The sequence below is a fragment of the Luteibacter sp. SVR4-7G genome (assembly GCF_056755555.1).
In genome coordinates this window covers 18,443-40,505 of the sequence record NZ_JBPGXO010000041.1, presented here as the reverse complement: position 1 = coordinate 40,505, position 22,063 = coordinate 18,443, and the positions used below count along the sequence as shown (strand labels likewise).

17 protein-coding genes are annotated in these 22,063 nt (G+C 67.6%); 7 read left to right on the top strand and 10 right to left on the bottom strand.

The features are described 5' to 3' along the window. Together rho and ACR9ZH_RS14820 are read left to right on the top strand one after the other, a co-directional pair. The coding region (rho, locus tag ACR9ZH_RS14825) for a transcription termination factor Rho (RefSeq protein ID WP_481291527.1) at positions 1 to 1,375 on the top strand (1,375 nt) is incomplete at its 5' end. 210 nt (positions 1,376 to 1,585) lie between these two features. Continuing rightward, positions 1,586 to 2,956, top strand: coding sequence for a glutamate--cysteine ligase (locus ACR9ZH_RS14820; RefSeq protein WP_481291526.1), 1,371 nt, complete (start codon positions 1,586 to 1,588; stop codon positions 2,954 to 2,956). A gap of 173 nt (positions 2,957 to 3,129) precedes the next feature. Here ACR9ZH_RS14820 and ACR9ZH_RS14815 read toward each other — a convergent pair whose 3' ends face one another. Next, the gene (locus tag ACR9ZH_RS14815) at positions 3,130 to 4,557 is read right to left on the bottom strand and encodes an OmpP1/FadL family transporter (RefSeq protein ID WP_481291525.1); all 1,428 of its coding nucleotides are present in this window, start codon (positions 4,555 to 4,557) and stop codon (positions 3,130 to 3,132) included. Between the two features lie 240 nt (positions 4,558 to 4,797). Between ACR9ZH_RS14815 and ACR9ZH_RS14810 the strand changes: the two genes are divergently transcribed. Together ACR9ZH_RS14810 and ACR9ZH_RS14805 are read left to right on the top strand one after the other, a co-directional pair. Then, complete coding sequence (locus ACR9ZH_RS14810; protein WP_481291524.1) at positions 4,798 to 5,100, top strand: YcgL domain-containing protein; 303 nt, start codon at positions 4,798 to 4,800, stop codon at positions 5,098 to 5,100. A gap of 91 nt (positions 5,101 to 5,191) precedes the next feature. Beyond that, positions 5,192 to 8,611, top strand: a complete 3,420-nt coding sequence (locus ACR9ZH_RS14805; protein WP_481291523.1) for an ankyrin repeat domain-containing protein — start codon at positions 5,192 to 5,194, stop codon at positions 8,609 to 8,611. Here ACR9ZH_RS14805 and ACR9ZH_RS14800 read toward each other — a convergent pair whose 3' ends face one another. The 3 genes from ACR9ZH_RS14800 to ACR9ZH_RS14790 all read right to left on the bottom strand — a co-directional run bounded on the left by ACR9ZH_RS14800 (position 8,612) and on the right by ACR9ZH_RS14790 (position 12,690). Beyond that, positions 8,612 to 10,420, bottom strand: a complete 1,809-nt coding sequence (locus ACR9ZH_RS14800) for a monovalent cation:proton antiporter-2 (CPA2) family protein (RefSeq protein ID WP_481291522.1) — start codon at positions 10,418 to 10,420, stop codon at positions 8,612 to 8,614. A 71-nt stretch (positions 10,421 to 10,491) separates the two neighbouring features. Beyond that, positions 10,492 to 11,481, bottom strand: a complete 990-nt coding sequence (gene hemB / locus ACR9ZH_RS14795) for a porphobilinogen synthase (protein WP_481291521.1) — start codon at positions 11,479 to 11,481, stop codon at positions 10,492 to 10,494. 114 nt (positions 11,482 to 11,595) lie between these two features. Further along, positions 11,596 to 12,690: an ABC transporter ATP-binding protein gene (locus tag ACR9ZH_RS14790; RefSeq protein WP_481291520.1), complete on the bottom strand. Its 1,095-nt coding sequence runs from the start codon at positions 12,688 to 12,690 to the stop codon at positions 11,596 to 11,598. A gap of 213 nt (positions 12,691 to 12,903) precedes the next feature. Here ACR9ZH_RS14790 and glk point away from each other — a divergent pair, with 213 nt between their 5' ends. After that, the gene (gene glk / locus ACR9ZH_RS14785; protein ID WP_481291519.1) at positions 12,904 to 13,944 is read left to right on the top strand and encodes a glucokinase; all 1,041 of its coding nucleotides are present in this window, start codon (positions 12,904 to 12,906) and stop codon (positions 13,942 to 13,944) included. Positions 13,945 to 13,957: 13 nt separating this feature from the next. Here glk and ACR9ZH_RS14780 read toward each other — a convergent pair whose 3' ends face one another. The 3 genes from ACR9ZH_RS14780 to secB all read right to left on the bottom strand — a co-directional run bounded on the left by ACR9ZH_RS14780 (position 13,958) and on the right by secB (position 18,621). Then, complete coding sequence (locus ACR9ZH_RS14780; RefSeq protein WP_481291518.1) at positions 13,958 to 16,966, bottom strand: DEAD/DEAH box helicase; 3,009 nt, start codon at positions 16,964 to 16,966, stop codon at positions 13,958 to 13,960. Positions 16,967 to 17,091: 125 nt separating this feature from the next. Then, positions 17,092 to 18,126, bottom strand: coding sequence for an NAD(P)H-dependent glycerol-3-phosphate dehydrogenase (locus ACR9ZH_RS14775; protein ID WP_481291517.1), 1,035 nt, complete (start codon positions 18,124 to 18,126; stop codon positions 17,092 to 17,094). 3 nt (positions 18,127 to 18,129) lie between these two features. Continuing rightward, positions 18,130 to 18,621, bottom strand: a complete 492-nt coding sequence (secB, locus tag ACR9ZH_RS14770; protein ID WP_481291516.1) for a protein-export chaperone SecB — start codon at positions 18,619 to 18,621, stop codon at positions 18,130 to 18,132. A 305-nt stretch (positions 18,622 to 18,926) separates the two neighbouring features. Between secB and rpmB the strand changes: the two genes are divergently transcribed. Together rpmB and rpmG are read left to right on the top strand one after the other, a co-directional pair. After that, entirely contained in the window at positions 18,927 to 19,163 is a 237-nt protein-coding gene (rpmB, locus tag ACR9ZH_RS14765) for a 50S ribosomal protein L28 (RefSeq protein WP_481291515.1), read from the top strand. Between the two features lie 12 nt (positions 19,164 to 19,175). Beyond that, positions 19,176 to 19,340, top strand: a complete 165-nt coding sequence (gene rpmG / locus ACR9ZH_RS14760) for a 50S ribosomal protein L33 (RefSeq protein ID WP_036109728.1) — start codon at positions 19,176 to 19,178, stop codon at positions 19,338 to 19,340. Positions 19,341 to 19,437: 97 nt separating this feature from the next. On the opposite strand, the gene ACR9ZH_RS14755 is transcribed toward rpmG, so the two are convergent. The 3 genes from ACR9ZH_RS14755 to ACR9ZH_RS14745 all read right to left on the bottom strand — a co-directional run bounded on the left by ACR9ZH_RS14755 (position 19,438) and on the right by ACR9ZH_RS14745 (position 22,053). Beyond that, complete coding sequence (locus ACR9ZH_RS14755; protein WP_481291514.1) at positions 19,438 to 19,869, bottom strand: nuclear transport factor 2 family protein; 432 nt, start codon at positions 19,867 to 19,869, stop codon at positions 19,438 to 19,440. Further along, entirely contained in the window at positions 19,866 to 20,741 is an 876-nt protein-coding gene (locus ACR9ZH_RS14750; RefSeq protein WP_481291513.1) for an AraC family transcriptional regulator, read from the bottom strand. Before ACR9ZH_RS14750 ends, ACR9ZH_RS14755 begins: the two co-directional genes overlap by 4 nt. A gap of 118 nt (positions 20,742 to 20,859) precedes the next feature. Continuing rightward, the gene (locus tag ACR9ZH_RS14745) at positions 20,860 to 22,053 is read right to left on the bottom strand and encodes a DesA family fatty acid desaturase (RefSeq protein WP_481291512.1); all 1,194 of its coding nucleotides are present in this window, start codon (positions 22,051 to 22,053) and stop codon (positions 20,860 to 20,862) included. Between the last annotated feature and the right edge of the window lie 10 nt (positions 22,054 to 22,063).

Below are 22,063 nucleotides of genomic sequence, written 5' to 3'. Positions count from 1 at the left end.
AGATGTGTATAAGAGACAGGGCAACGGTGGCGGCAATTACCAGCACCCGCGCAACAACAACGGCTATCCCGTCGACGACGACGAGAACGCCGATGCCGGCAGCAACGATCGCCTGATCAACCTGACCGAACTGAAGCGCAAGAACTCCATCCAGCTCCTCGAGTTCGCCGAATCGCTCGGCATCCGCGAGGGCGTGGCCCGCCAGCGCAAGCAGGACGTGGTCTTCAATATCCTCAAGGCCCACGCCCGCTCCGGCGGCGGCATCTGGGCAGAGGGCGTGCTCGAGATCCTCCAGGACGGTTTCGGCTTCCTGCGCTCGGCCGACGAGTCCTACCTGGCCGGTCCGGACGACATCTACGTCTCGCCCAGCCAGATCCGCCGCTTCAACCTGCGCACCGGCGACTACATCACCGGACGCGTGCGTCATCCGAAGGAAGGCGAGCGCTACTTCGCCATGCTCAAGGTCGACGACATCAACGGCGATCCGCCGGAGGCGTCGAAGAACAAGCTGCTGTTCGAGAACCTCACCCCGCTGTTCCCGCGCAAGGCGTTCAAGCTCGAACGCGGCAACGGCTCCACCGAGGACATCACCGGCCGCATCCTCGACCTGGTGGCGCCGATCGGCCGTGGCCAGCGTGGCCTCATCGTCTCCCAGCCGAAGTCCGGCAAGACGATGATGCTGCAGAACATCGCGCAGGCCATCCAGTACAACCATCCCGACGTCCACCTGATCATGCTGCTGATCGACGAGCGTCCGGAGGAAGTCACGGAAATCGCCCGCACCGTTCGTGCCGAAGTCATCAGCTCCACCTTCGACGAACCCGCCGTTCGCCACGTGCAGGTCGCCGAGATGGTGATCGAGCGGGCCAAGCGCCTGGTCGAGCACAAGAAGGACGTGGTGATCCTGCTCGACTCCATCACCCGTCTCGCCCGCGCCTACAACACCGTGGTGCCGAGCTCCGGTAAGGTGCTCACCGGCGGTGTCGACGCCAACGCCCTGCAGCGTCCGAAGCGCTTCTTCGGTGCGGCGCGCAACGTGGAGGAAGGCGGCAGCCTGACCATCATCGCCACGGCGCTGACCGATACCGGCTCGAAGATGGACGAGGTGATCTACGAGGAGTTCAAGGGCACCGGCAACATGGAAGTGCATCTGTCCCGGCGCATCTCCGAGAAGCGCGTGTACCCCGCCATCGACATCAACCGCTCCGGCACGCGCCGCGAGGACCTGCTGATCGATCCGGACCTGCTCGCCAAGATCTGGATCCTGCGCAAGCTCCTCCACCCGATGGACGAGCTGGCGGCGATGGAATTCATGCTCGACAAGATGAAGAACACGAAGTCCAACGACGAGTTCTTCAATTCGATGAAGCGCTGATTCCGCGCCTTGCCGAAAAAAACTGCGAGAGGCCGCCTCCGGGCGGCCTTTTTCTTTATCGCGATTCCTGAACCCATGGCCCGGGCCAGGATACTTTGGACACGGCCCCGACCCGCGATGCTACGCTCCGCGCGCAGGCACCTTTTGCTTGCCGAATCCGTCCCCATTAGGTGCGGCTACCGGCCGTGCGCCCAACGTCAAGGAAAGTCCGTGTCCATCCCCAGCGCCGCGAAGAGCACGCCCATCGGCGACCGCCACGACCTGGCCGCCTATCTCGCCAAGGGCGAGAAGCCGAGCTCCGACTGGCGCATCGGGACCGAGCACGAGAAGTTCGGGTTCTACACCGACGACCTCACGCCGCCGCCCTTCGAGGGCGCCCGCCCGGGCATCCGGGCCATCCTCGAGGGCCTCGCGTCGCGTTATGGCTGGGACATCGCCCGCGAAGGCGAGACGCCCGTGGCGCTGACCAAGGGCAAGGCGAACATCACCCTCGAACCGGCCGGCCAGCTCGAACTGTCCGGCGCCCCGCTGGAAACGATCCACGAGACCTGCGACGAAGTCACCAACCACCTCGAGGAAGTGCGCTCGGTCGCCGAGGAACTCGGCATCGGCTTCCTCGGCATGGGCTTCCAGCCGAAGTGGCGCCGCGACCAGATGCCGTGGATGCCCAAGGGCCGCTACAAGATCATGCGCGACTACATGCCCAAGGTCGGCTCGCTCGGCCTGGACATGATGACCCGCACCTGCACCGTGCAGGTCAACCTCGATTACTCGAGCGAGGCCGACATGGTGAAAAAATTCCGCGTCGGCCTCGCCTTGCAGCCCATCGCCACCGCGCTGTTCGCCAATTCGCCGTTCACCGAAGGCAAGCCGAACGGCTACAAGTCGTACCGTTCACACGTGTGGACCGACACCGACAACGATCGCACCGGCATGCTCGACTTCGTTTTCGAGGATGGCTTCGGCTACGAGCGCTACGTCGACTACATCCTCGACGTGCCCATGTACTTCAGCTACCGCGATGGCAAGTACGTCGATCTGTCGGGGCAGGACTTCAAGAAGTTCATGCGCGGCGAATTGCCGGCTCTGCCCGGCGTGAAGCCCACGATGACCGACTGGGCCGACCATCTCACCACCGCGTTCCCGGAAGTACGCCTGAAGCAGTACCTCGAAATGCGCGGCGCGGATACGAGCACGTGGGGTTCGCTGTGCGCGTTGCCGGCATTCTGGGTGGGGTTGCTTTACGACGATGTCGCGCTCGACGCGGCCTGGGACCTGGTGAAGGATTTCAGCAAGGCGGAGCGTCACGCGCTGCGCGACGGCGTGCCGAAGGAAGCGCTGGACCTGCGCTTCCGCGACCACACGGTGCGCGACCTGTCGCTCGAAGCGCTGAAGATCGCGGAGGCGGGTCTGAAGCGCCGCAACCGGCAGGGCAACCGCGGCGCGGACGAGTCGATCTACCTCGAGCCGCTGATGGAAATCGCGATCTCGGGTAAGACTCAGGCGGACGTGAAGCTGGAGCTGTTCAACGGGGCGTGGAACAGGAACGTGGACCCGGTATTCCGCGAATACGCCTACTGAGGCTAGGCGCGCGCCTGCGCGGGGTAGGAGCGCGCCTGCGCGCGACAGTTTTTCGCGGAGAGCAGCAGGGCCTGTTGTTCACGGCCTCAAAAGATGTCGCGCGCAGGCGCGCTCCTACAAAAAAACCTCCCCGTCACCGGGGAGGTTTTTTTATCGGCCGATCGACGGATCGATCAGAACGAGTACTTGGCCGACACGCTCAGCAGGTTGCCCTTGTCGTCGTTCGAGCCGACCAGGCGGTCGCCGGTCGAGCTGCTCACGCCGCCGATGTGGGCATTGTTCACGAAGATGTGAGCGTAGCCGGCGTTGATCTCGAAGCGATCGGTGGCCTTGTAGCCGACGCCGAAGGCCAGCCACTTGCGGGTCGAGTCCGGCACGCGCGGCGAGCGGGTGTCGTCGTAGGTCGGCGTGGTGTCGATGGCTACACCGCCGCGCAGGGTGAGCTTGTCGCTGAGGTAATACTCACCACCCACCGAAGCGAACCAGGTGTTGCGCCAGCTGTAGTCTTCGCTGGTCGGCGGCTGGTTCGGGTTCGAGTAGTTGACGGTGAGATCCTTGAAGGTGTCCCACTTGGTCCACGACAGATCGAAGCCGAGGCCGAACTTCTCGTCCTGGTGCCAGAAGCTGGCGGTGGCGACGGAAGGCGTGGTGAAGCCCGCGCGGCCTTCGGTGTGGGTGAACGGCGGCTGGCCGCTGCCCAGCAGTGCGCCCACCGCCGGATTCGACAGCACGGCGGTGACGTTCGTGGGCATCGTGAAGTTGCCGGTGCCTTCGAGCGTGTGCTTAATCTTGCTGCGATAGCTCAGCGCGATGCGATCATTGGGCGTCAGCTTCCACAGACCGCCGACCTGCCAGCCGTAGCCCCAGTCGTCGCCCTTGATCTTGGCGTAGCCATCGCTGCCCGGCGGCACCACGGCGGCGTACTGGCGGGCGAGCGCGGCGGCAGCGGCAGGCGGCAGCTGGCCGGCTGCGGCGGCGCGCTGGATCAGGCCAAGGCCCACGGTGTTGTAGTTGATGGCGCTGGTCAGTTCCGCGCTGGTCTTCTGCGCGATGGCGCTGACGCCCACGGCGAAATCGTCGGTCACGTCGAACGAAGCCGACAAGGTGGCGTCGAGCGACTTGAAGTCCGACTTGATGCCGTTATAGCGGCCCTTCCAGTCGGAGTCGTATTCGGTCTTGAAGCCGAACGGCGCGGTCAGGCCCAGGCCGATGTGCCAGCGGTCGCTGACCTGCGAGGCGAAGTACAGCGCCGGGACCGGCATGGTGGTGCCGGCGTCGCCGCCGTTGCCGCCACTGATCGGCCGGCCCTGGGCGTCCGTGGCCGTACCGTGGAACTTGGTGCTGAAGTTGATGCCGGTGACGTCGGCCTGGAACACGTTGCCCTTGAGCATCGACATCGCGGCCGGGTTGTTCACGATCACCGAGGCGTCGTCGCCGGCCGCGGTGGAACCCGCGAATGCACGGCCGAGAGCCTTGGCGCTGTTTTCCTTCAGCTGGAAGGCGCTGGCCTGGGCAGCCTGGGGAGCCACCAGTGCACCGGCAACGGCCAACGAAAGGGCGGCGATGGCGAACGGACGGGTATGGAGGTTCAGCTTCTGCATGCGGGGTCAGCTCCTGCTTCTTGTTCTGCTCGGGGGCGATGAAATCACGTGTGTGAAAGCGGAAACTTACCCGTTTTCATACGCGCGTTTAACATTCTGGCTGTGCACTCTGGACGAGTTGACGCCTGTTTTGCAAGTCCCGCTGCAACAAATGTGAAACGGCCCGCGGGTAGGCGGCCCCATCGCCGGGCTGCATTTGCTACTGTGGAAACCCCGCCCCCGACCGCGAGACCAGCCGCCATGCAGTGCTTCGTCTACGCCAGTCAGCGCAAGCCGGATACCTACGTCTGGCTCACCCGTCGAGACGGTTTCGACGTGCTTCCCGAGCCGCTCGCGCTCCTGTTGGGCGACCTTCGCTTCGTCCTTGAAGTGCAGGTCACTCCCCAGCGCAAGCTGCCGCATGACGACATCGAGCGCGTGCTCGACAACCTTACCGCGCGGGGCTGGCACATGCAGACGCCGCCCAACGAGACGCTGAGCGTATGCAACCAGCCGAACCACAACCGCGAGATCGATCCGGGCGGATCCCTCGTCCGCGCCTGAGCCGGCCGGAACCGCACCGAGGGGAAAGCGTGGAAGCCGGGTTAACGCCGCGTTACCGCGTAAGGGTTTACGGCTCCGTATACTCGCGCGCATGGCCAATTCCAAACGTCGTCGCCCGCCGCTGATCAAGGCGCTTTCCTGGTTCCTTCCCGCGTTCGCAGCGGTCGCCTGTGCCGGCTTCACGGCTTCGCCCCTGGCGCTGATCCCGCTCCTGCTGGCCAACGCCCTGGCGATGGGCGCGGTATGCCATGCGATCGGCTTCGACCCCGAGACCAGCTACCTGCGCACGGTGCTGCGCCGCGGCTCCGCGCACGTCGTGATGTTCACGGCCTACACCTTCCTCGTCTTCGTCCTGGTCGCCTGGCCCCTGCTGAAGCTCACCCAGGCCCCGAGCCTCGGCGCGGCGCTGCTGCTCGCGGCGACGCTGGTCGTGGCGCTCGCCGCGCTGTGGCGGGTCTGGCCAGCCTTCGGCCTGGTCTTCGTCTGGGACGACGCCTATCCCGAACACAGCGGCGATGGCTCATGGATCTTCACCGCCATGGCCCGTTCGATCACCTTCGGCCGGCATCTCTCGGCCGAGGAACGCTTCTTCTCGCACTTCCTGCCGGCCTCGCTGGGCCTGTTGATCCTCGCCTTCTGCGCCGTGGCCCTGTCCGGCCTCTATGGCGTGCTGCCCGCGGAGATGCGCATCGCGGCGCTGGGCATCTATGCCCTTGTGCTGCTGCCGCTGGGCTGCATGGTCATCGCCAACCGCACCTTGCGCGCCCTGCTCTGCGACCGCCGCGGGCAGATCCGTGGCACGCGCACCGATCCGCGCAGCGAGGTGCCCGCCGAGCCGGTTCGCGCGCCCATTCCGCAGCTGCGCACTGAGGAGAGCCAGCCGGGCGTGCGCGAGCGGTCCCTGCTCGCCGCAGCGCGCGAAGGCGACATCGCCCGCGCCGTGGCCCTGGTCGAAGCGGGCGCCGATCCCGATACCGGCGCCGAGCCCGGCGATCGCGACCAGCGCCCGGTGCTCACCCTCGCCGCGCTCTCGCCGGATACGCGCCTGCTGCGCGCGCTGATCGGCAAGGGTGCGCAGGTGAACCGCGTGCACAACGGCATGACCGCCCTGCTCGCGGCATGCCGCGACAGCTGGCACGGACGTCCGGAAGCCGTGCTCACCCTGCTCACCAACGGCGCGAACGCCGCCGGTACGGACGCGGAAGGGAACACGCCGCTGCACGGCGCCGTACTCAGCGCGGAACCGACGGTGGCCGCCATGCTGCTCGACGCCGGCGCACCCGTCGACGCCGTGAACCACGCAGGCGAAACGCCGCTGGTGATCGCCTGCCGCACGGCGAACTGGACGCTCGCGCGTTTCCTCCTCGACCACGGCGCGAAGCCGGCGCCGGTCGGCACGGAACCCGCGCTGGTCGCGGCGGCCGGCATCCCCGACGACGACAGCGAAGGCGTGAAAGTGCTCCTCCGCTACAAGGCACCGGTGAATGCGACCGATGCCAATGGCCGCACCGCGCTGCTTGCCGCGGCCGCCGAAGGCCACGAGCAGATCGCCCGCGTCCTGCTCCAGGCCCATGCGAATCCGAACATCGCCGACAGGAACGGCACCACCGCCTTGATGGAAGCCGCGCGTTCCGGCGCGCACGGCATCGTGCAGATGCTCGCCGAGGCCAGCGCCGACGCTTCGCCGCGCGACGGCCACGGGCGCGACGCGCTGACGCTCGCCTGCCAATCGCCGCGCGCCCAGGCCGCGACGGTACGCGCGCTGCTCACGCTCGGCGCACAGCCGAAGGAACCGGCGGCCGACGGCCGCAGCGCGCTCGACCATGCGGCGGCAGCCGGCCGCTGGGATTTCGTCGCGCTGCTCGATCCGGAAACGCCGCTGCCCACGTCGCTGAGCGAATCGGTGGTGCCGGAAGCGGGCGCAGACTCGCCTGTGCACCTCCACGACGCCCTGCGTTTCGGTCATTGGGCGGTCGCGTCCACGTTCGCCGCCAGGGTCCGCGAATGGCCGGAGCATGAACTCGCCGCGCTCTACGTCGACCTGGCGGGCGCGGGCTTCGATGCCGCGCGTGCATGGCTGCTCGATCACGGCCTGTCGGCCGAGGCACGGCTGGCTGCGCCCGCCGGCGAGGAAGGCGTGCTGGGCAAGCGTCTGTTCGATGCGCTGCTTCCGCAACTGCCGCAGTCCGCCGACGCACTGCTCCAGCTCATGCGCGCCGGCGCGAGTCCGGCCGGCGCGGGCCTGCTAGGCCATGCCATCTGCCGCCTCGAGGACGCCGACGAACGGCTCACCCTGGCGATGCTCGAGGCCGGCGCGGATCCCTTCGGCGCCGATGCGCGCGGGCGCACGCCGGTGCACATGGCCGCCGCGACCGGCCGCGCGGCACTGCTCGGCGCGCTGCTCGCGCGCGGCATGGATCCGAACGTGCGCGATGCGGGCGGCCGCACGCCGCTACATGCTGCACTGGAAATGGGCGACGACAGTCTTCCGCTGGTGCGCCTCCTGGTGTCGCACGGCGCCGATCCCGAGGCGGCGGACGTCAATGGCGAAACGCCTTACGGCCTCGGCATCGGCCATGGCGACGTCGAACGCTGGCTGAGCTGGTCCACCTGGCCGTTGCCGCGACGCGCGCTGCGCGCCGACGATCTTCCGGCCGCCGCCGCCGCGGGTGACCTGCAGGCCGTAGATCGCCTGCTCGAACTCGGCTTCGCCGTGGACAGCCGCGATCACCAGGGCGCAACCGCCCTGCTCCGTGCGGCAGGCGCAGGCCGCCGCGACGTCGCGGAACGCCTGCTCGCGGCGGGTGCGGATACGGCACTCGCCGCCACGTCCGGCGTGACCCCCCTGGCGGCGGCGGTTACCGCCCGCCGCGAGAACGTCGTGGCCCTGCTGATCGAACGCGGCGTGACCGTGGACCAGCGCCTGCCCGGCGACGCCACGCCGCTGATGATCGCCGCGACGCTCGGCTATCCCGAGATCGCCGACCTGCTGCTCGCCGCCGGCGCGGACGTGGCCGCGCAGGACGCGCATGGGCACACGGCCCTGCACGCGGCCGCCCAGTATTGCTTCGGCAGCAACGACAGCCTGCGCGCGCGGCGTCTGCTCGATGCCTTGATCGGCAAGGGAGCCGAGGCGAACAAGCCCGACAAGGACGGTGTCACGCCGCTGCTCATTCTCCTCGGCGCGCACATGCGCCCCGGTGCGGACGCCGACGCCACGCACCTTGGCGCACTCGTGCCGGTGCTGCTCGATGCGGGGGCGAAGCTCGAGCATGCCGACCATCGTGGCGTCAGCGCGCTGCATGCCTGTGCGATGCACGCACTACTGCCACCGGCACGCGTGCTGTTGCAGCGTGGCGCGAACCGCCATGCGGCCGATGCGTTCGGGCGCACGGCGGGCGATGTGGCCCGGCACCTCGGGTACGTCGACATCGCGCACGAGCTCGGCACGCGCGTGGGTGCGATTCCCAGCGTCAGGCAGACCCTGCGCCAGCCCGCGCAGCCGGACTGATCACTTCTCCTCGTCCCTTACGCGCTCTTCGACGGCGTCCGCCTCGAAGAGCTGCTGCAGGTCGTGCAGGGCTTCCTTGGTGGTCTGCACCAGCGCGGTCTCGTCGTCGTAAACGAGGTATTGCGCGCGCAGCACCTGGTCGTCGTGCTTGCGGAAGCGCTCGAGGCGGCTCTCCGCCACGTCGGCGCTCATGCCCAGCGATTCGAGTACGTAGCGGGTCATTTCCAGGCTCGAATAGAACGTTTCGCGCACCGGGTTCTCGACGCCGATGTCCATCAGGCGGAATGCATGCTGGCGGTTGCGCGCGCGGGCCACGATCTTCAGGTGCGGGTACTGGCGGCGCACCAGGCGCGCGGTGCGCAGGTTCGCCTCGGGATCATCCGTGGCGATCACGAAGACCTCGGCCTTGTCGGCCTGTGCCGCGCGTAGCATTTCCGGCCGGCCCGGATCGCCGAAAAACAGCGACGTGCCGCCGAAACGGCGCGACGTGTCGACCTGCTCCACCGAACTTTCCAGCGCCACGAACTGGATGCCCTGCGCACGCAGGATGCGCGCGACGATCTGGCCCATGCGGCCGAACCCCGCGATGATCACGCGTGGGGTGTCTGTTTCGATGGTGTCGAATTCGCGGTCCGGTTTGCGCACGCGCTCGGTCACCAGGCGGGAAGCCACCAGAACGAGCAGCGGCGTCAGTGCCATGGACAGCGAGATAACCATCACCATCAGGCCGCGCTGGGTCTCGTCGATCACGCGGCTCTGCTGGGCCAGGTTGAGGATCACGAAGGCGAATTCGCCGCCGCACGCGAGCACCGCCGCAAGGCGCACCGAATCCGCTGTGCTGAGCGCCCCCACCAGCTTGCCCAACGGCACGATGAGTGCCGCCTTCACCGCCAGCAGCAGACCTACCAGTCCCAGCACCAGCAGCGGCCTGTGGACCAGCATCGCCAGGTCCACCGACATGCCCACGCTGATGAAGAACAGGCCGAGCAGCAGCCCCTTGAACGGCTCGATGTTCGATTCGAGCTCGTGCCGGTATTCCGAGTCCGCGAGCAGCAGGCCGGCGAGGAAGGCGCCCAGCGTGGTCGAGATGCCCGCAAGCTCCATCAGCCATGCGGTGCCCATCACGACCAGCAAGGCCGTGGCGGTGAATACCTCGGTGCTCTTCGCGCGGGCGACGAAGCGGAACACATGGCGCAACAGCAGCCGGCCGCCAAGGATCACGGCAAGGATGGTGCCGACCACCCGGACGACGCTCATCAGGTCCGGGGAGTGGGCATCGCGCGCGATGGCGCCGCCCAGCAGCGGCACGGCGGCGATCAGCGGAATCGCCGCGAGGTCCTGGAACAGCAGGATGGCGAACGCCTGGCGGCCATAGACCGTGCCGGCTTCCTTGCGTTCGGCGAGGATCTGCAGCCCGAATGCGGTGGACGAGAGCGCGAGGCTGCCGCCGACGATCACCGCGGCTTTCCAGGTGAGGCCGAACAGGAAATAGCCGGCCGCGCCCAGGGCGATGGCACAGGCGAGCACCTGGAGGCTGCCGCTGCCGAACACGGCGCGACGCATCACCCAGAGGCGCGACGGCGACAGTTCCAGGCCGATGACGAAGAGCATCAGCACCACGCCGAAATCGGAGATGGTCGCGACGCCTGCGGTGTCGCTGACCAGGCCGAGCACCGACGGCCCGATGACGACGCCGGCCAGCAGGTAACCGAGGACGGCGCCGAGGCGGAAACGCTTCGTGAGCGGAACGGCGATCACCGTCGCCAGCAGGAAGACGACCGCCGTCTCGAGAAAATGATGACCGTCCATCCCGGCTCCCCAAGTGTCCACAGGATTATGTCATGCGGGAGCGTTCGGGTTTTGGCGAATCCGGCGGCGCGTCAGCCTTTCAACCAGCGCGCCACGTCGATGGCGAAGTAGGTGAGGATCGCATCCGCGCCGGCGCGCTTCATCGACAGCAGCGATTCCATCACCACCGCCTTCTCGTCGACCCAGCCATTCTGCGCGGCCGCCTTGATCATCGCGTACTCGCCGCTCACCTGATAAACGAAGGTCGGTGCGCCGAAGGCATCCTTCACGCGACGCAGGATGTCGAGGTACGGCAGGCCCGGCTTCACCATCACCGCGTCGGCACCCTCGGCGAGGTCGAGCTCCACTTCGCGCAAGGCTTCGTCGCTGTTGCCCACGTCCATCTGGTAGGTGTGCTTGTTGCCCTTGCCAAGGTTCGCCGCCGACCCCACCGCGTCGCGGAAGGGTCCGTAGAAGCTCGAGGCGTACTTCGCGGAATAGGCCAGGATGCGTGTATGGATGTAGCCGGCGTCTTCCAGGGCTTCGCGGATGGCACCGATACGGCCATCCATCATGTCGGAAGGCGCGACGAAATCGATGCCCGCCTCGGCCTGGGCGAGCGACATCTTGATCAACGCCTCGACCGTCGGGTCGTTCATCACGTAGCCGTCGTCGTCGATCAGGCCGTCCTGGCCATGCGTCGTGTACGGATCCAGCGCCACGTCGCCGATCAGGCCCAGTTCCGGGAAGCGGCGCTTGAGTTCGCGCGTGGCCCGCTGGAACAGCCCATTGGGATTCCACGCCTCGCGCGCGTCCTCGGTTTTCGCCGAGCCATCCACCGACGGGAACAGCGCCAGCGCCGGGATGCCAAGCTCGACGCATTCCGCGGCCAGCTTCACCAGTTCGTCGATCGAGAGGCGCTCCACGCCCGGCATCGAAGGCACCGGCTGCCGCACGCCTTCGCCGTCGACCACGAACGCAACCATGATGAGGTCGGACACGGTGAGGACGGTCTGGCGCATCAGCGCGCGGGAGAAGGCGTCGCGGCGCATGCGGCGCATACGTACTGCAGGAAAGGTCATGGGACGGCCTGTGCGTGGGCGATCCACTCATTTTACTCCCCGCGGCACGGCCGTCAGGGGGACAAGGCGTCGCAGGCCGCCCCCTGCCGGTCACGGGTTACGCGCGGGATCCGCTCAGGCGTCGATCCGCGCCGTGCTCTGCGGATCGAAGAAGTGCAGCCGTTCCGGCTGGAAGCCCAGGCCCACGTCGGAGCCCGGCTGGACCGGCGAATGCGGCGGCACGCGCGCCACCAGCTCCGCGTCGGCGTGGCGCATGTTGAGGAAGACCTCGTTGCCCACGGGCTCGACCACCTCGACGTGCGCACGCAGGCGCTCCGGCACGTCCGGATGATCGTCCACCGTGAGCAGGTCTTCCGGCCTGACGCCGAGGATGACCGGCTTGTCGACATAGGCGGCGAGCCCCGGCGCATCGGTGCCCAGCGCCATCGAACCGTCCTTCATCGCCAGGCGGAGCCCGTCGGCGCGATGCAGCGTGCCATTGAACAGGTTCATCGCCGGACTGCCGAGGAAGCCGGCGACGAACAGGTTCGCCGGCTTGTTGTAGAGGTTCATCGGCGTATCGAGCTGCTGCACCACGCCACCGTTGAGCACCACGATGCGCTGGCCCAGGGTCATGGCCTCGATCTGGTCGTGGGTGACATAGACCATCGTCGCGCCGAGGCGGCGATGGATGCGCGCGATTTCCACGCGGGTGGAGAGGCGCAGCTTCGCGTCGAGGTTCGACAGCGGTTCGTCGAGCAGGAACACGGAAGGATCGCGCACGAGGGCGCGGCCCAGTGCCACGCGCTGCCGTTGGCCGCCCGAGAGCGCCGCCGGGCGATGGTCCAGCCGCTCGTTCAGGCCCAGCATGTCCGAGGCCACGGCCACGCGCCTGTCGATCTCGGCGCGCGCCACGCCACGCAGGCGGAGGCCGAAGCCGAGGTTCTCGCGCACGGTCATGTGCGGGTACAGCGCGTAGTTCTGGAACACCATCGCGATGTCCCGGTCCTTCGGCGCCACGTCGTTCACCACGCGGCCGCCGATGGTCATCGTGCCGCCCGAGATCGACTCCAGCCCCGCGATCATCCGCAACAGCGTCGTCTTGCCGCAGCCCGAGGGGCCCACCAGCACCAGCAGTTCGCCGTCGGCGATCTCGAAGCTCGCCTCCGTCAGGGCCACGTGCCCGTTCGGATACACCTTGCGCACCTTGTCGAGGCCAACCGCTGCCATCTCTACTCTCCGCTGGGGCCTGGGCAGACAGGACTTGCCTGCCATTGCCCCGGGCAATGGGGTATTCTGCCGACGTAATCGTTTACATCAAAGCCCAGGCCTGGGCCAGATGACGCGGTAGGTTCTTTCCGGGCCGGGAGCAAGCCTTCACTAGACGCCAGCCCCCGCGCGAGGCACCCTTGCGGGCTTCCGTGATTCGACAGGTTCTTCAACATGGCCAACGTTAGCGCCCCGGCGCCGACCCTGCTCGCCGACCTCGGCGGCACCAACGTGCGCTTCGGCATCGCTCATCCGGATGAAGATCAGCCGCTCATCCAGGAAAGCATCCGGCGCTACCACGTCAAGGACTATGCCTCGCTAGCCGACGCCGCCCGGCAGTACTTCAAGGAAACGGGTCACCCGGCGCAGCGCGCCATCATCGCCGCCGCCGGTCGCATCGACAATGGCGAGACCGTGAAGGTCACGAACAATCCCTGGGCCATCTCGGCGCATACCCTCGCCAGGGAACTGGACCTCGAGTGGGTGCACCTGGTGAACGATTTCGCCGCGCAGTCGATGGCGGTGATGCTCATGAGCGACAAGCCGGATGCCGAAGGCCACGTCGACCTGGTGCAGGTAGGTAGCTGCGCGATCCCGAAGATCGGCAGCAAGGAAGAACAGACCTTCGTGGTCGTGGGCCCCGGCACCGGCCTTGGCGTCGGCGGCCTGCTGATCCGCGGCGACAAGGTGAGCGTGCTGCAGACCGAGGGCGGCCATGCCGGCTTCGCCGCGCATAGCGCCGAGGACATCGAGATCCTCAAGGTGCTAAACCTCCGCTACGGCCGCGTGTCGAACGAGCGCCTCATCAGTGGCGCCGGCCTGGTGAACCTTTACACCGCCATCTGCGAGATCTCCGGGAAAAAGCCGGACGAAGGGATCACGCCCGAGGACATCACGCGCCGCGCCACGGACGAGAGCTGCGCGATGTGCGGCCGCGCCGTGGAAACCTTCGCCGGCGTGTTCGGCAGCGTGGCGGGCGACCTCGTGCTCACGCTCGGTGCGTGGGACGGCGTCTACCTCACCGGCGGCATGACTCCGATCCTCCTGCCGTGGATCCAGAAGGGCCACTTCCGCGAGCGCTTCGAAGCCAAGGGCCGCTTCCGCGACACGATGGAGGCCGTGCCCACCCAGGCCATCATGAACCCGGAACCGGGACTCATCGGCGGCACCGCGCTCGCCATCGTGGAAGCCGGCGGCACGCCGTTGCGCCGCTGAGGCGCGCGCTGGATCAGGCCGACGGCGCCAGCAGTGCGTCGAGGTCGCTTTCGTCGAAGCTCAGGCGTTCGCGGCTGCCGCCGCCTTCGAGCACGGCGTCGGCGAGTTCGGCCTTGCGCGCCTTCAGTTCCTCGATGCGCTCTTCCACGGTTCCCGCCGTGATCAGGCGGTAGACGAACACCGGCTTGTCCTGACCGATACGATGCGCACGGTCGCTCGCCTGCGCCTCGGCGGCAGGGTTCCACCACGGGTCATAGTGGATGACCGTGTCCGCGGAAGTGAGGTTCAGGCCCACGCCGCCGGCCTTGAGCGAGAGCAGGAACAGCGGCACCTCGCCTTCCTGGAAACGCTGCACGGGCTCGGCGCGGTCGCGCGTTTCGCCGGTGAGCGTGACGTAGCTGATACGTCGGCGGTCGAGTTCGGTGGCGATGAGCTTGAGCATCTCGGTGAACTGGCTGAACAGCAGTACGCGGCGCCCTTCCGCAAGCAGCGCGGGCAGCATGTCCATCAGCAGTTCGAACTTCGCGGACTCGCGCACGCCACGCGCGGCTTCCAGCTTCACCAGCCGCGGATCGCAGCACACCTGGCGCAGCTTGAGCAGCGCATCGAGCACGACGATGCCGCTGTGCGCGATCCCGCGTTGGGCGATGACCTCGCGCAGTTCCTCGGCGAGCGACAGGCGCAGGCTCTCGTAGAGGTCGCGCTGCTTCGACTCCATCACCACGCGACGCGTGATTTCCGTTTTCGCCGGCAGTTCCGAGGCGACCTGCGCCTTCGTCCGGCGCAGGATGAACGGGGCGATACGACGGTTGAGCCGTTCCTGGCATTCGAGATCCTGGTGCTTCTCGATCGGCAGGCGGTAATGGCGGCGGAAGGCGCCTTCGTCGCCGAGCAGGCCGGGCACCGCGAGATCGATCTGCGACCACAGCTCGCCGAGGTGGTTTTCCAGCGGCGTGCCGGTGAGGCACAGGCAACGCGGCACCTTCAGCGTGAGCAACGCGCGGCGCGCCTGCGTGCGCGGGTTCTTCACCTGTTGCGCTTCGTCGAGCACCACGAGCGAGAACGCCTGCTTCTTGAGCGTGTCGACATCGCGCGGCAACAGCGCGTACGTAGTGAGGATGACGTCATGCTCGGGAATGCGGGCGAAGGTTTCCGCGCGCTGCGGTCCATGCAGTGCGAGCAGCGTCAGGCCGGGCGCGAAGCGCGCGACTTCGGAAATCCAGTTCGGCACGAGGCTGGTCGGCACGACCACGAGGGCGGGCGAGGTGAGGTTGCCGCTCTCCTTCAGTGCGAGCAGATGGGTGATCAGCTGCAGCGTTTTGCCGAGGCCCATGTCGTCGGCGAGGACGCCGCCGGTGCCGGCCTCGGCAAGCGCGTTCATCCAGCGCAGGCCATCGCGCTGATAGCCGCGCAGTTCCGCACGCAGGCCTTCGGGCACGGCGTCGCTCGCGCGCTCGGCGGCTTCACGCAGCCGGCGCGTGAACCCACGCAGGCGCTCCGGTGCCTCGAAGGAGCCGCCGCTCGGCAAGGCCTGCGCCAGCTCCTCGAGACGGCCCGCCTGGACCCGGGGCAAATGCAATTGCTGGCGCGGCTTCTCCAGGTACTCCGCCAGGGGCGCGAGCAGGCCGCGCAGTTCCTTCAGGCGGACCGGCACGCGGCGGCGTTCGTCCACCGGCGCATACCAGACGGAGTCCTCGGCTTCGCCCGGCATGGGACTGAGGCTGACATGATGCTCGGCCAGGGCCTGGGCTACCGCGGGAAGCAGGTTCACGCGCTTGCCCTCGACCTCGATGCCTATCTCCAGGTCGAAGGCGCGATCGGCGTCGTCCTCGTGAGCCTGGCCGTACCAGCGCACGGGGCCTTCGAGCACCTCGAACGGGAAGCTAGGCGCGTATTCGAGCAGGAAACCGTCTGCTTCCAGCTTCGGACGCAGGGCGAGCCAGCGTGCCGGGGTGTTCACTTCCAGCGCCCCGGCGTACCCCTTGCCGGGGAACAGCCACGCGTCGTCCGGAAGGGTGTCGGCCATGTCCCAGGGCAAGCCCTCGGTATCGACCGCGGGATTGAGACCGGCGCTCTCCAGGCTTTCCATCGTCGCCAGTTCCTCGGCGCGACGGCGGGTGATCTCGAGCAACGAGCCGTTGCGTACACGTCGCACCAGGGGCTCGCCGCCACGGCCGGGGAGGCGTTCGCCAGCGTAGTCGAAGGCCAAGCGTCCGTAGGCGAGCGGCGGCGTGCCGGCGGCGAGCCGCGCATGGCGCGTGAGCGCATGCAGGACCAGCACGGGACGTGGCGACACCTCGGCCCGGCGCACTTCGCCGAAGACCTGGGGCTCCGGCACGCGCGAGCCCATGCGGGTGGACTCGAACCCCGCCCGGAAGGCGGCCGTGTTCTGCGGCGGCAGCGGCGGCAGGTCGAGCCAGCCGCTTTCCTCGGGGCTCCCCTGAAGCAGACCGACCTCGGCATGTTCCGCATCGAGGTACCACAACGAACCGACCCGGAACAGGCGCTGGCTGGCGGGCACGTCGGGAAGCAGCTTCTGGCTACCGTCCTTCTCGAGGTTCCAGCGCCAGCGCAGGGCCTGCGGCTTGCCGCGCGACAACTGCAGACCGGCCACGCCGCCGAAGAAGCAAGGCGCGCCGTCGAGCACCTCGGCCAGCAGCTGGTCGCCCAGCTCGCCGGTGAAGCGTGCATAGCTGCGGCTCTTGCGAAGGGTCTGCGGCAGGCCGAGGACAGTGGCGGCGAGGCGCTTTTCGAGGACCGTCAGCCGGGTCTCCGGCAGGTGCCGGCTATCCAGCGGGAGCGGGCGCGAATAGCGCCCGTCGGCGGCCACGGTCAGCAGGACCGGCGCGACGTCGAGATGGGCGGCGGGCTCGTGGTCGTCGTTGACGCCCTCGAGGAAAAAGCCGAGGACGGCGCGATCCGTCGCCTCCGTTCGCGCGGTGGTGCTCATGGCCCGCTGCCACGCCTGTGGCAGCGCGTCCACGGACTCGTCCCGCCTGCGCTTGTCGTCCGCCTGATGCATCCGTAGCGATCCTGTCCGCGCGCCCAAAACAGGAAGCTTAGCAAAGCCCGGATGGGTTACCCGTAGGACTTTTTACCCAACGGACCGTCCCGGTTCAGCCAGCCGGGAGACGCCCGTCGCGCCGGTCAGGCCCGGCCGGGAAAGAGGTCGACGGGATATTCGGCCTTCTGCTCACGCCCCATGAGGGCGCGCAGGGCCTCCTCCGGCGTGACCTCGCCATGCAGCACGGCGCGCACGGCGGCCGAGATGGGCAGATCGAGGCCATGGAAGCCCGCGAGGCGGTCCACTTCGTCCGCCGTGACGACGCTTTCGACGACCTGGCCGATCTGGCGGATGGCGTCTGCCAGCGGAATACCCTTACCGAGCGCCAGGCCCAGGCGGCGATTTCGGGAGAGGTCGCCCGTGCAAGTGAGCACGAGGTCGCCCAGGCCGGCGAGGCCCATGAGGGTCTCCGCCCGCGCGCCAAGCGCCACGCCAAGACGCAGCATCTCGTTCATGCCGCGGGTGATGAGGCCGGCACGCGCGTTCAGGCCCAGCTCCATGCCGTCCGCCACGCCCGTGGCCACGGCGAGCACGTTCTTCATCGCGCCGCCGAGTTCGGCACCGAGGATGTCGTTGCCTGTGTACGCGCGGAAGTTGGGCGCGTGCAGGAGCACGGCCAGCTCCTTGCCGAAGGCCTCGTCCGTGGCATGCACGGTGACGGCGCTGGGCAGGCCCGCGGTGACCTCGCGGGCGAACGACGGACCCGTGACGACGGCTGCCGGACGCCCTGGCAGCTTTTCCTCGACGAGTTCGTGCAGAAAACGGCCCGTGCCGGTCTCGAAGCCCTTGGTGGCCCAGGAAATCCGGGTGCCGGGATCGAGCAGCGGCACGATCTCGTCGAGCAGCGCGGCGAAGGCGTGGCTTGGCACCACCAGCAGGACGATGTCCGCGCCGCGCAGCACCGCGGCAAGGTCCGACTCGTACGCGAGTTCCGGGGGGAGATCCAGGTCAGGCAGGTAGCGCAGGTTGCGCCGCGCCGCGGCCATGGCCGCGAGCGCGCCGGCATCGCGCCCCCACAGCCGCGTGGGGACGTCGTTGCGCGCCAGCAGGGCTGCCAGCGCGGTGCCCCATGACCCGGCGCCGAGGACGGCGACGGTGGGTCGGGAGGTGGCGCTCATCGCTCAGCTGTTGAGCGGACGGGTACCTGCGCCTTCGAGCTGCTGGCGCTGCTGTTCGGCGTACAGGGCGTCGAAGTTGATTGGCTGGAGCAGGAACGGCGGGAAACCGCCTTCCTGGATCATGGCCGAGACCATCTGGCGCGCGTACGGGAACAGGAGGTTCGGGCAGTAGGAGCCGAGGATGCCGTCGCGGTCGTCGCCCGAGAAGCCGGCGATGCCGAAGATACCGGCCTGGTGGACCTCGGCCAGGTAGGCGGTGCGCTCGCCCAGGTTGCAGGTGAGGGTGAGGCTCAGGACGACTTCGAAAAGGTCGTTGCCGAGGTCGACGGCCTTGTGGCCCAGGTTCAGCTGGACCTGCGGCTGGGCTTCGGTCTCACCCATCTCCTGGAACACCTGCGGGGCGTTCGGGGCTTCGAAGGAGGCGTCCTTCACATAGATCTTCTGCAGCACGAGCTGCGGCTGGCCGGCCTGGCCATTGGCGGTGATTTCTGCCATTGCGTGGTCCTCGAAAAGGCGTCGTGTGGGCTGATGACGTGCCGCTGGCACGAAAGCGGGGATTGTTTCACACAACCCCGCGCGGCGCACAGTCCGGCTTGCGTGCCGGGCCGGGATTCTGAGAGAATGCCCGGCTTCCCTGTGCCAGCCCGATACGTCGGGAAAGTCCGTCACGCGATGCGGGCTTCCACTGGCGGAAGCGCTCCACCCTCCAGCCATCGCGTGGCAGCCGGTCGAACGGCACGCCGCTGGGCCGACGCCGTCCTGGCCAAAGGGCGGTCCAACGAATCTATAAGGAGGCCCCCATGGCCCGTAGATGCCAAGTCACCAACAAGGGCGTGCAGAGCGGCAACAACGTCTCGCACGCGAACAACAAGACCCGCCGCCGCTGGCTGCCGAACCTGCACGAGCGCCGCTTCTGGGTCGCCAGCGAGAACCGCTGGGTGAGGCTCCGCGTTTCCAACCACGCGCTGCGCACCATCGACAAGAACGGCATCGAGGCTGTGCTGGCCGACCTCCGTTCCCGCGGCGAAAAGATCTAAGGAGATCGAACCATGGCAAGCAAGCGCGATAAGCACCGCCTGATTTCCACCGCGGGCACCGGTCACTTCTACACGACCACGAAGAACAAGAAGAACACCCCGGAAAAGATGGTCTTCATGAAGTACGACCCCGTCGTCCGGAAGCACGTCGAATACAAGGAAGGCAAGATCAAGTGATCTTGAAGAAAGCCGCCGAAAGGCGGCTTTTTTTTGGGTTCTTAACCGGAGAGCCGCTACCCCGCCCTCCCGGGGCGAAGACGGGCACGCCCGCCCCCTAGGGCGAGCAGGTCCCGGAAGGGGGCTGGAAAAAACTCTGGTCCCGCACGATGCGGCCATCGACCAAGGTGATGAAGGCGGCGATCGGCAGGTCGAACGCCTGCCCGCCAGCGCTCCCCCGCGAGCGGAAACGCACCGCGACGCGGTCGCCCTGCACGATCATCTCGTCCACGCTGTCGACGATGTCCGGTGCCTCGTCGAACAACGCCTGGTACGTGCGGCGCACGTCCTCGTGACCGCGTCGTGGCGCGCAGAAGTCCGGGGACAGGAGCACGGCGTCGGGTGCGTACAAGCTCGCCATGCCTGCCGCGTCGTGACGGTTGAACGCATCGAACATGGCGCGAACTACGCTGGCGGGATCCTTCGCCTCGCCCGCATGCAGCGGCATGCAAGCGGCCAGGATCGCCGCGGCGAAGCATGGCGTCTTCATCGGCCGCTTCCTTTGCCGAGGGGTTGCAGGGGCAGGTAGATATCCGTGCGCAACGCATGCTCCGGCGTCGACTCCGGATCGTCGAGGTAGTGATGGAAGAGCGGCTCATCCGCCGGCTCCCGGCCCGAGTACGGCAGCCAGTCGCGGTAGAGCGCGGAACAGGCCTCGTCGAGGCCGGCATACGACCCGAGCACCCGGGTCACCGCGTAGTCCCCGCCGGCAAGCACCATTGTCTCCAGGGGTGGCGGGGGCGCCGGACATGGCCCAAGGTCCAGACCGGCGAAGAACACAGGCACCTCCGCCACCTCCGGCTCGTTCCACGGCACGCCATAGATCCCGCGCAGGCAGTCGAGACAGCCTTCGTCCTGCGCCCACTGCCAGGGCACCTGGAAGTCTTCGGCGAGGTCGCTGTCGGTATAGGCACCGCGCCGTCGCATTGCGACGATCGACACCGGATCCATGTGCACCAGCCGCACCTCGATGAGCGATGCAGCGGACGCGGGCGGTGGAACCGTCCACACCGGCCACTCCGTCGGCGCCATGCGGTATTCGGTAGGCGAGGCGCCGGACACCGCGCGGAACGACCGGGCGAAGGCCTGGGCCGAGGCAAAACCAGCCGAGAGGGCGATGTGGGTGACCGGTGCCGCCGAGGCCCGCAGCTGGTGAGCGGCGTGCTCCAGCCGCAACCTGCGCACACTCGAGGCCAGCGTCTCGCCGACCATCGCCGTCCACAGGCGGTGGAAGTGGAAGGGGGACATCGCGGCGATCCCGGCCAGCCGATCCAGCGAAAGCGGCTCGTCCAGGTGGCTGGCCAGGTGGTCGGCCACGCGTTGCAGCCGGGACTCGAAGCGGTTGACGGTCGTCGGTTTCATGAGCCGCAAGATAATGCGCTTCCGGGTCGGAGGCGGTGCATCGCTTGCGCTTTTTGGAGATGCCAAAAAAAACCCGCCGTCTTTCGACGGCGGGCTTCGTTTTTCCCGGAGGACGGCGTTACGCGCCGACGGCCGAATAACCCTTCAGGCGCTGCGCGAACTGCTGGAGCGAGCGGATGCCGCTCTGTTCCGCCTCGACGATCCACTGCTGGAGCGCCTTGAGCGACTTCTCCGCGCCACGTTCTTCCATCAGGGCGACGAGGCGTGCGCGGAAATCGCACACCGTCTTCAGTGCCGGACGGTTGGCCAGCGCGGCCTGCAGGCGCTCGCGCGCGTCGTTGTCGAGCCAGCGGCCGCCGTCGGCCAGTGCACGGCGCAGGCGGCGCGGCACGGACTTGATGTTGTCGCCGGCCTGGCCCATCTCCTCGCGCATCGTCGGCAGGATGACGTTGCGGTAGTAATCGGTGGTGGCCTGGAAGCGCAGGGTGAGCACGCCCTTCAGCGTTTCGGCGTCCGGCAGGTGCACGTTCGGGCGGATGTTGAGCGTGGGAGCCACGCGCAGCACCTTGGCAAGGCCGAGGAAACGGAGGCCGCAAATCGTTGCCCAGCCGATGTCGAATTCCCACTTGCGCAGGGCGAACTTCGCCGAGCTGGGGAACGCATGGTGGTTGTTGTGCAGCTCTTCGCCGCCGATCCAGAAGCCCCACGGCGAGATGTTCGTCGCGGTGTCCGAGCTTTCGAAGTTGCGGTAACCCCACCAGTGGCCGATGCCGTTGACGAAACCGGCTGCCCAGAACGGGATCCACACCATCTGGATGGCCCAGATCGCGAGGCCGATCACGCCGAACAGCGAGACGTCGATGATCGCCATCAGGGTCGGACCCCAGTACGGGTGACGGCCGAACAGCGTGCGCTCGAACCAGTCGTCCGGCGTGCCGCGGCCGTACTTCTCCATGTCTTCCTTGTTGTAGCTGGCTTCGCGGTAAAGCGAGACGCCATCGAGGAAGACCTTCTTGATGCCGAAAATCTGCGGGCTATGCGGATCTTCCTCGGTTTCCACCTTCGCATGGTGCTTGCGATGGATGGCCACCCACTCCTTCACGACCATGCCGGTGGTGAGCCAGCCCCAGAAGCGGAAGAAGCCGTTGAGCGTCCAGTGGAAATCCACGCCCCGGTGCGTGGCGCTGCGATGGTAGTAGAGCGTCACCGTGAAGATGGTGAGCTGGGTAACCACCAGCAGATAGACCAGCATCTCGCCCCAGCTCGCGCGGGTGAGTCCGTTGGACAGGAAATCGAGCAGGGTGTCGAGCATCGAGTCGTTA

Bases quoted from the DNA above. Each gene is read 5' to 3' on its own strand.
- ACR9ZH_RS14745 (WP_481291512.1), bottom strand. From the start codon at position 22,053: ATGCTCGACACCCTGCTCGATTTCCTGTCCAACGGACTCACCCGCGCG.
- ACR9ZH_RS14780 (WP_481291518.1), bottom strand. From the start codon at position 16,966: ATGCATCAGGCGGACGACAAGCGCAGGCGGGACGAGTCCGTGGACGCG.
- ACR9ZH_RS14790 (WP_481291520.1), bottom strand. From the start codon at position 12,690: ATGGCAGCGGTTGGCCTCGACAAGGTGCGCAAGGTGTATCCGAACGGG.
- secB (WP_481291516.1), bottom strand. From the start codon at position 18,621: ATGGCAGAAATCACCGCCAATGGCCAGGCCGGCCAGCCGCAGCTCGTG.
- ACR9ZH_RS14800 (WP_481291522.1), bottom strand. From the start codon at position 10,420: ATGGACGGTCATCATTTTCTCGAGACGGCGGTCGTCTTCCTGCTGGCG.
- ACR9ZH_RS14805 (WP_481291523.1), top strand. From the start codon at position 5,192: ATGGCCAATTCCAAACGTCGTCGCCCGCCGCTGATCAAGGCGCTTTCC.
- rpmG (WP_036109728.1), top strand. From the start codon at position 19,176: ATGGCAAGCAAGCGCGATAAGCACCGCCTGATTTCCACCGCGGGCACC.
- ACR9ZH_RS14750 (WP_481291513.1), bottom strand. From the start codon at position 20,741: ATGAAACCGACGACCGTCAACCGCTTCGAGTCCCGGCTGCAACGCGTG.
- ACR9ZH_RS14815 (WP_481291525.1), bottom strand. From the start codon at position 4,557: ATGCAGAAGCTGAACCTCCATACCCGTCCGTTCGCCATCGCCGCCCTT.
- rpmB (WP_481291515.1), top strand. From the start codon at position 18,927: ATGGCCCGTAGATGCCAAGTCACCAACAAGGGCGTGCAGAGCGGCAAC.
- glk (WP_481291519.1), top strand. From the start codon at position 12,904: ATGGCCAACGTTAGCGCCCCGGCGCCGACCCTGCTCGCCGACCTCGGC.
- ACR9ZH_RS14810 (WP_481291524.1), top strand. From the start codon at position 4,798: ATGCAGTGCTTCGTCTACGCCAGTCAGCGCAAGCCGGATACCTACGTC.
- ACR9ZH_RS14775 (WP_481291517.1), bottom strand. From the start codon at position 18,126: ATGAGCGCCACCTCCCGACCCACCGTCGCCGTCCTCGGCGCCGGGTCA.
- hemB (WP_481291521.1), bottom strand. From the start codon at position 11,481: ATGACCTTTCCTGCAGTACGTATGCGCCGCATGCGCCGCGACGCCTTC.
- ACR9ZH_RS14755 (WP_481291514.1), bottom strand. From the start codon at position 19,869: ATGAAGACGCCATGCTTCGCCGCGGCGATCCTGGCCGCTTGCATGCCG.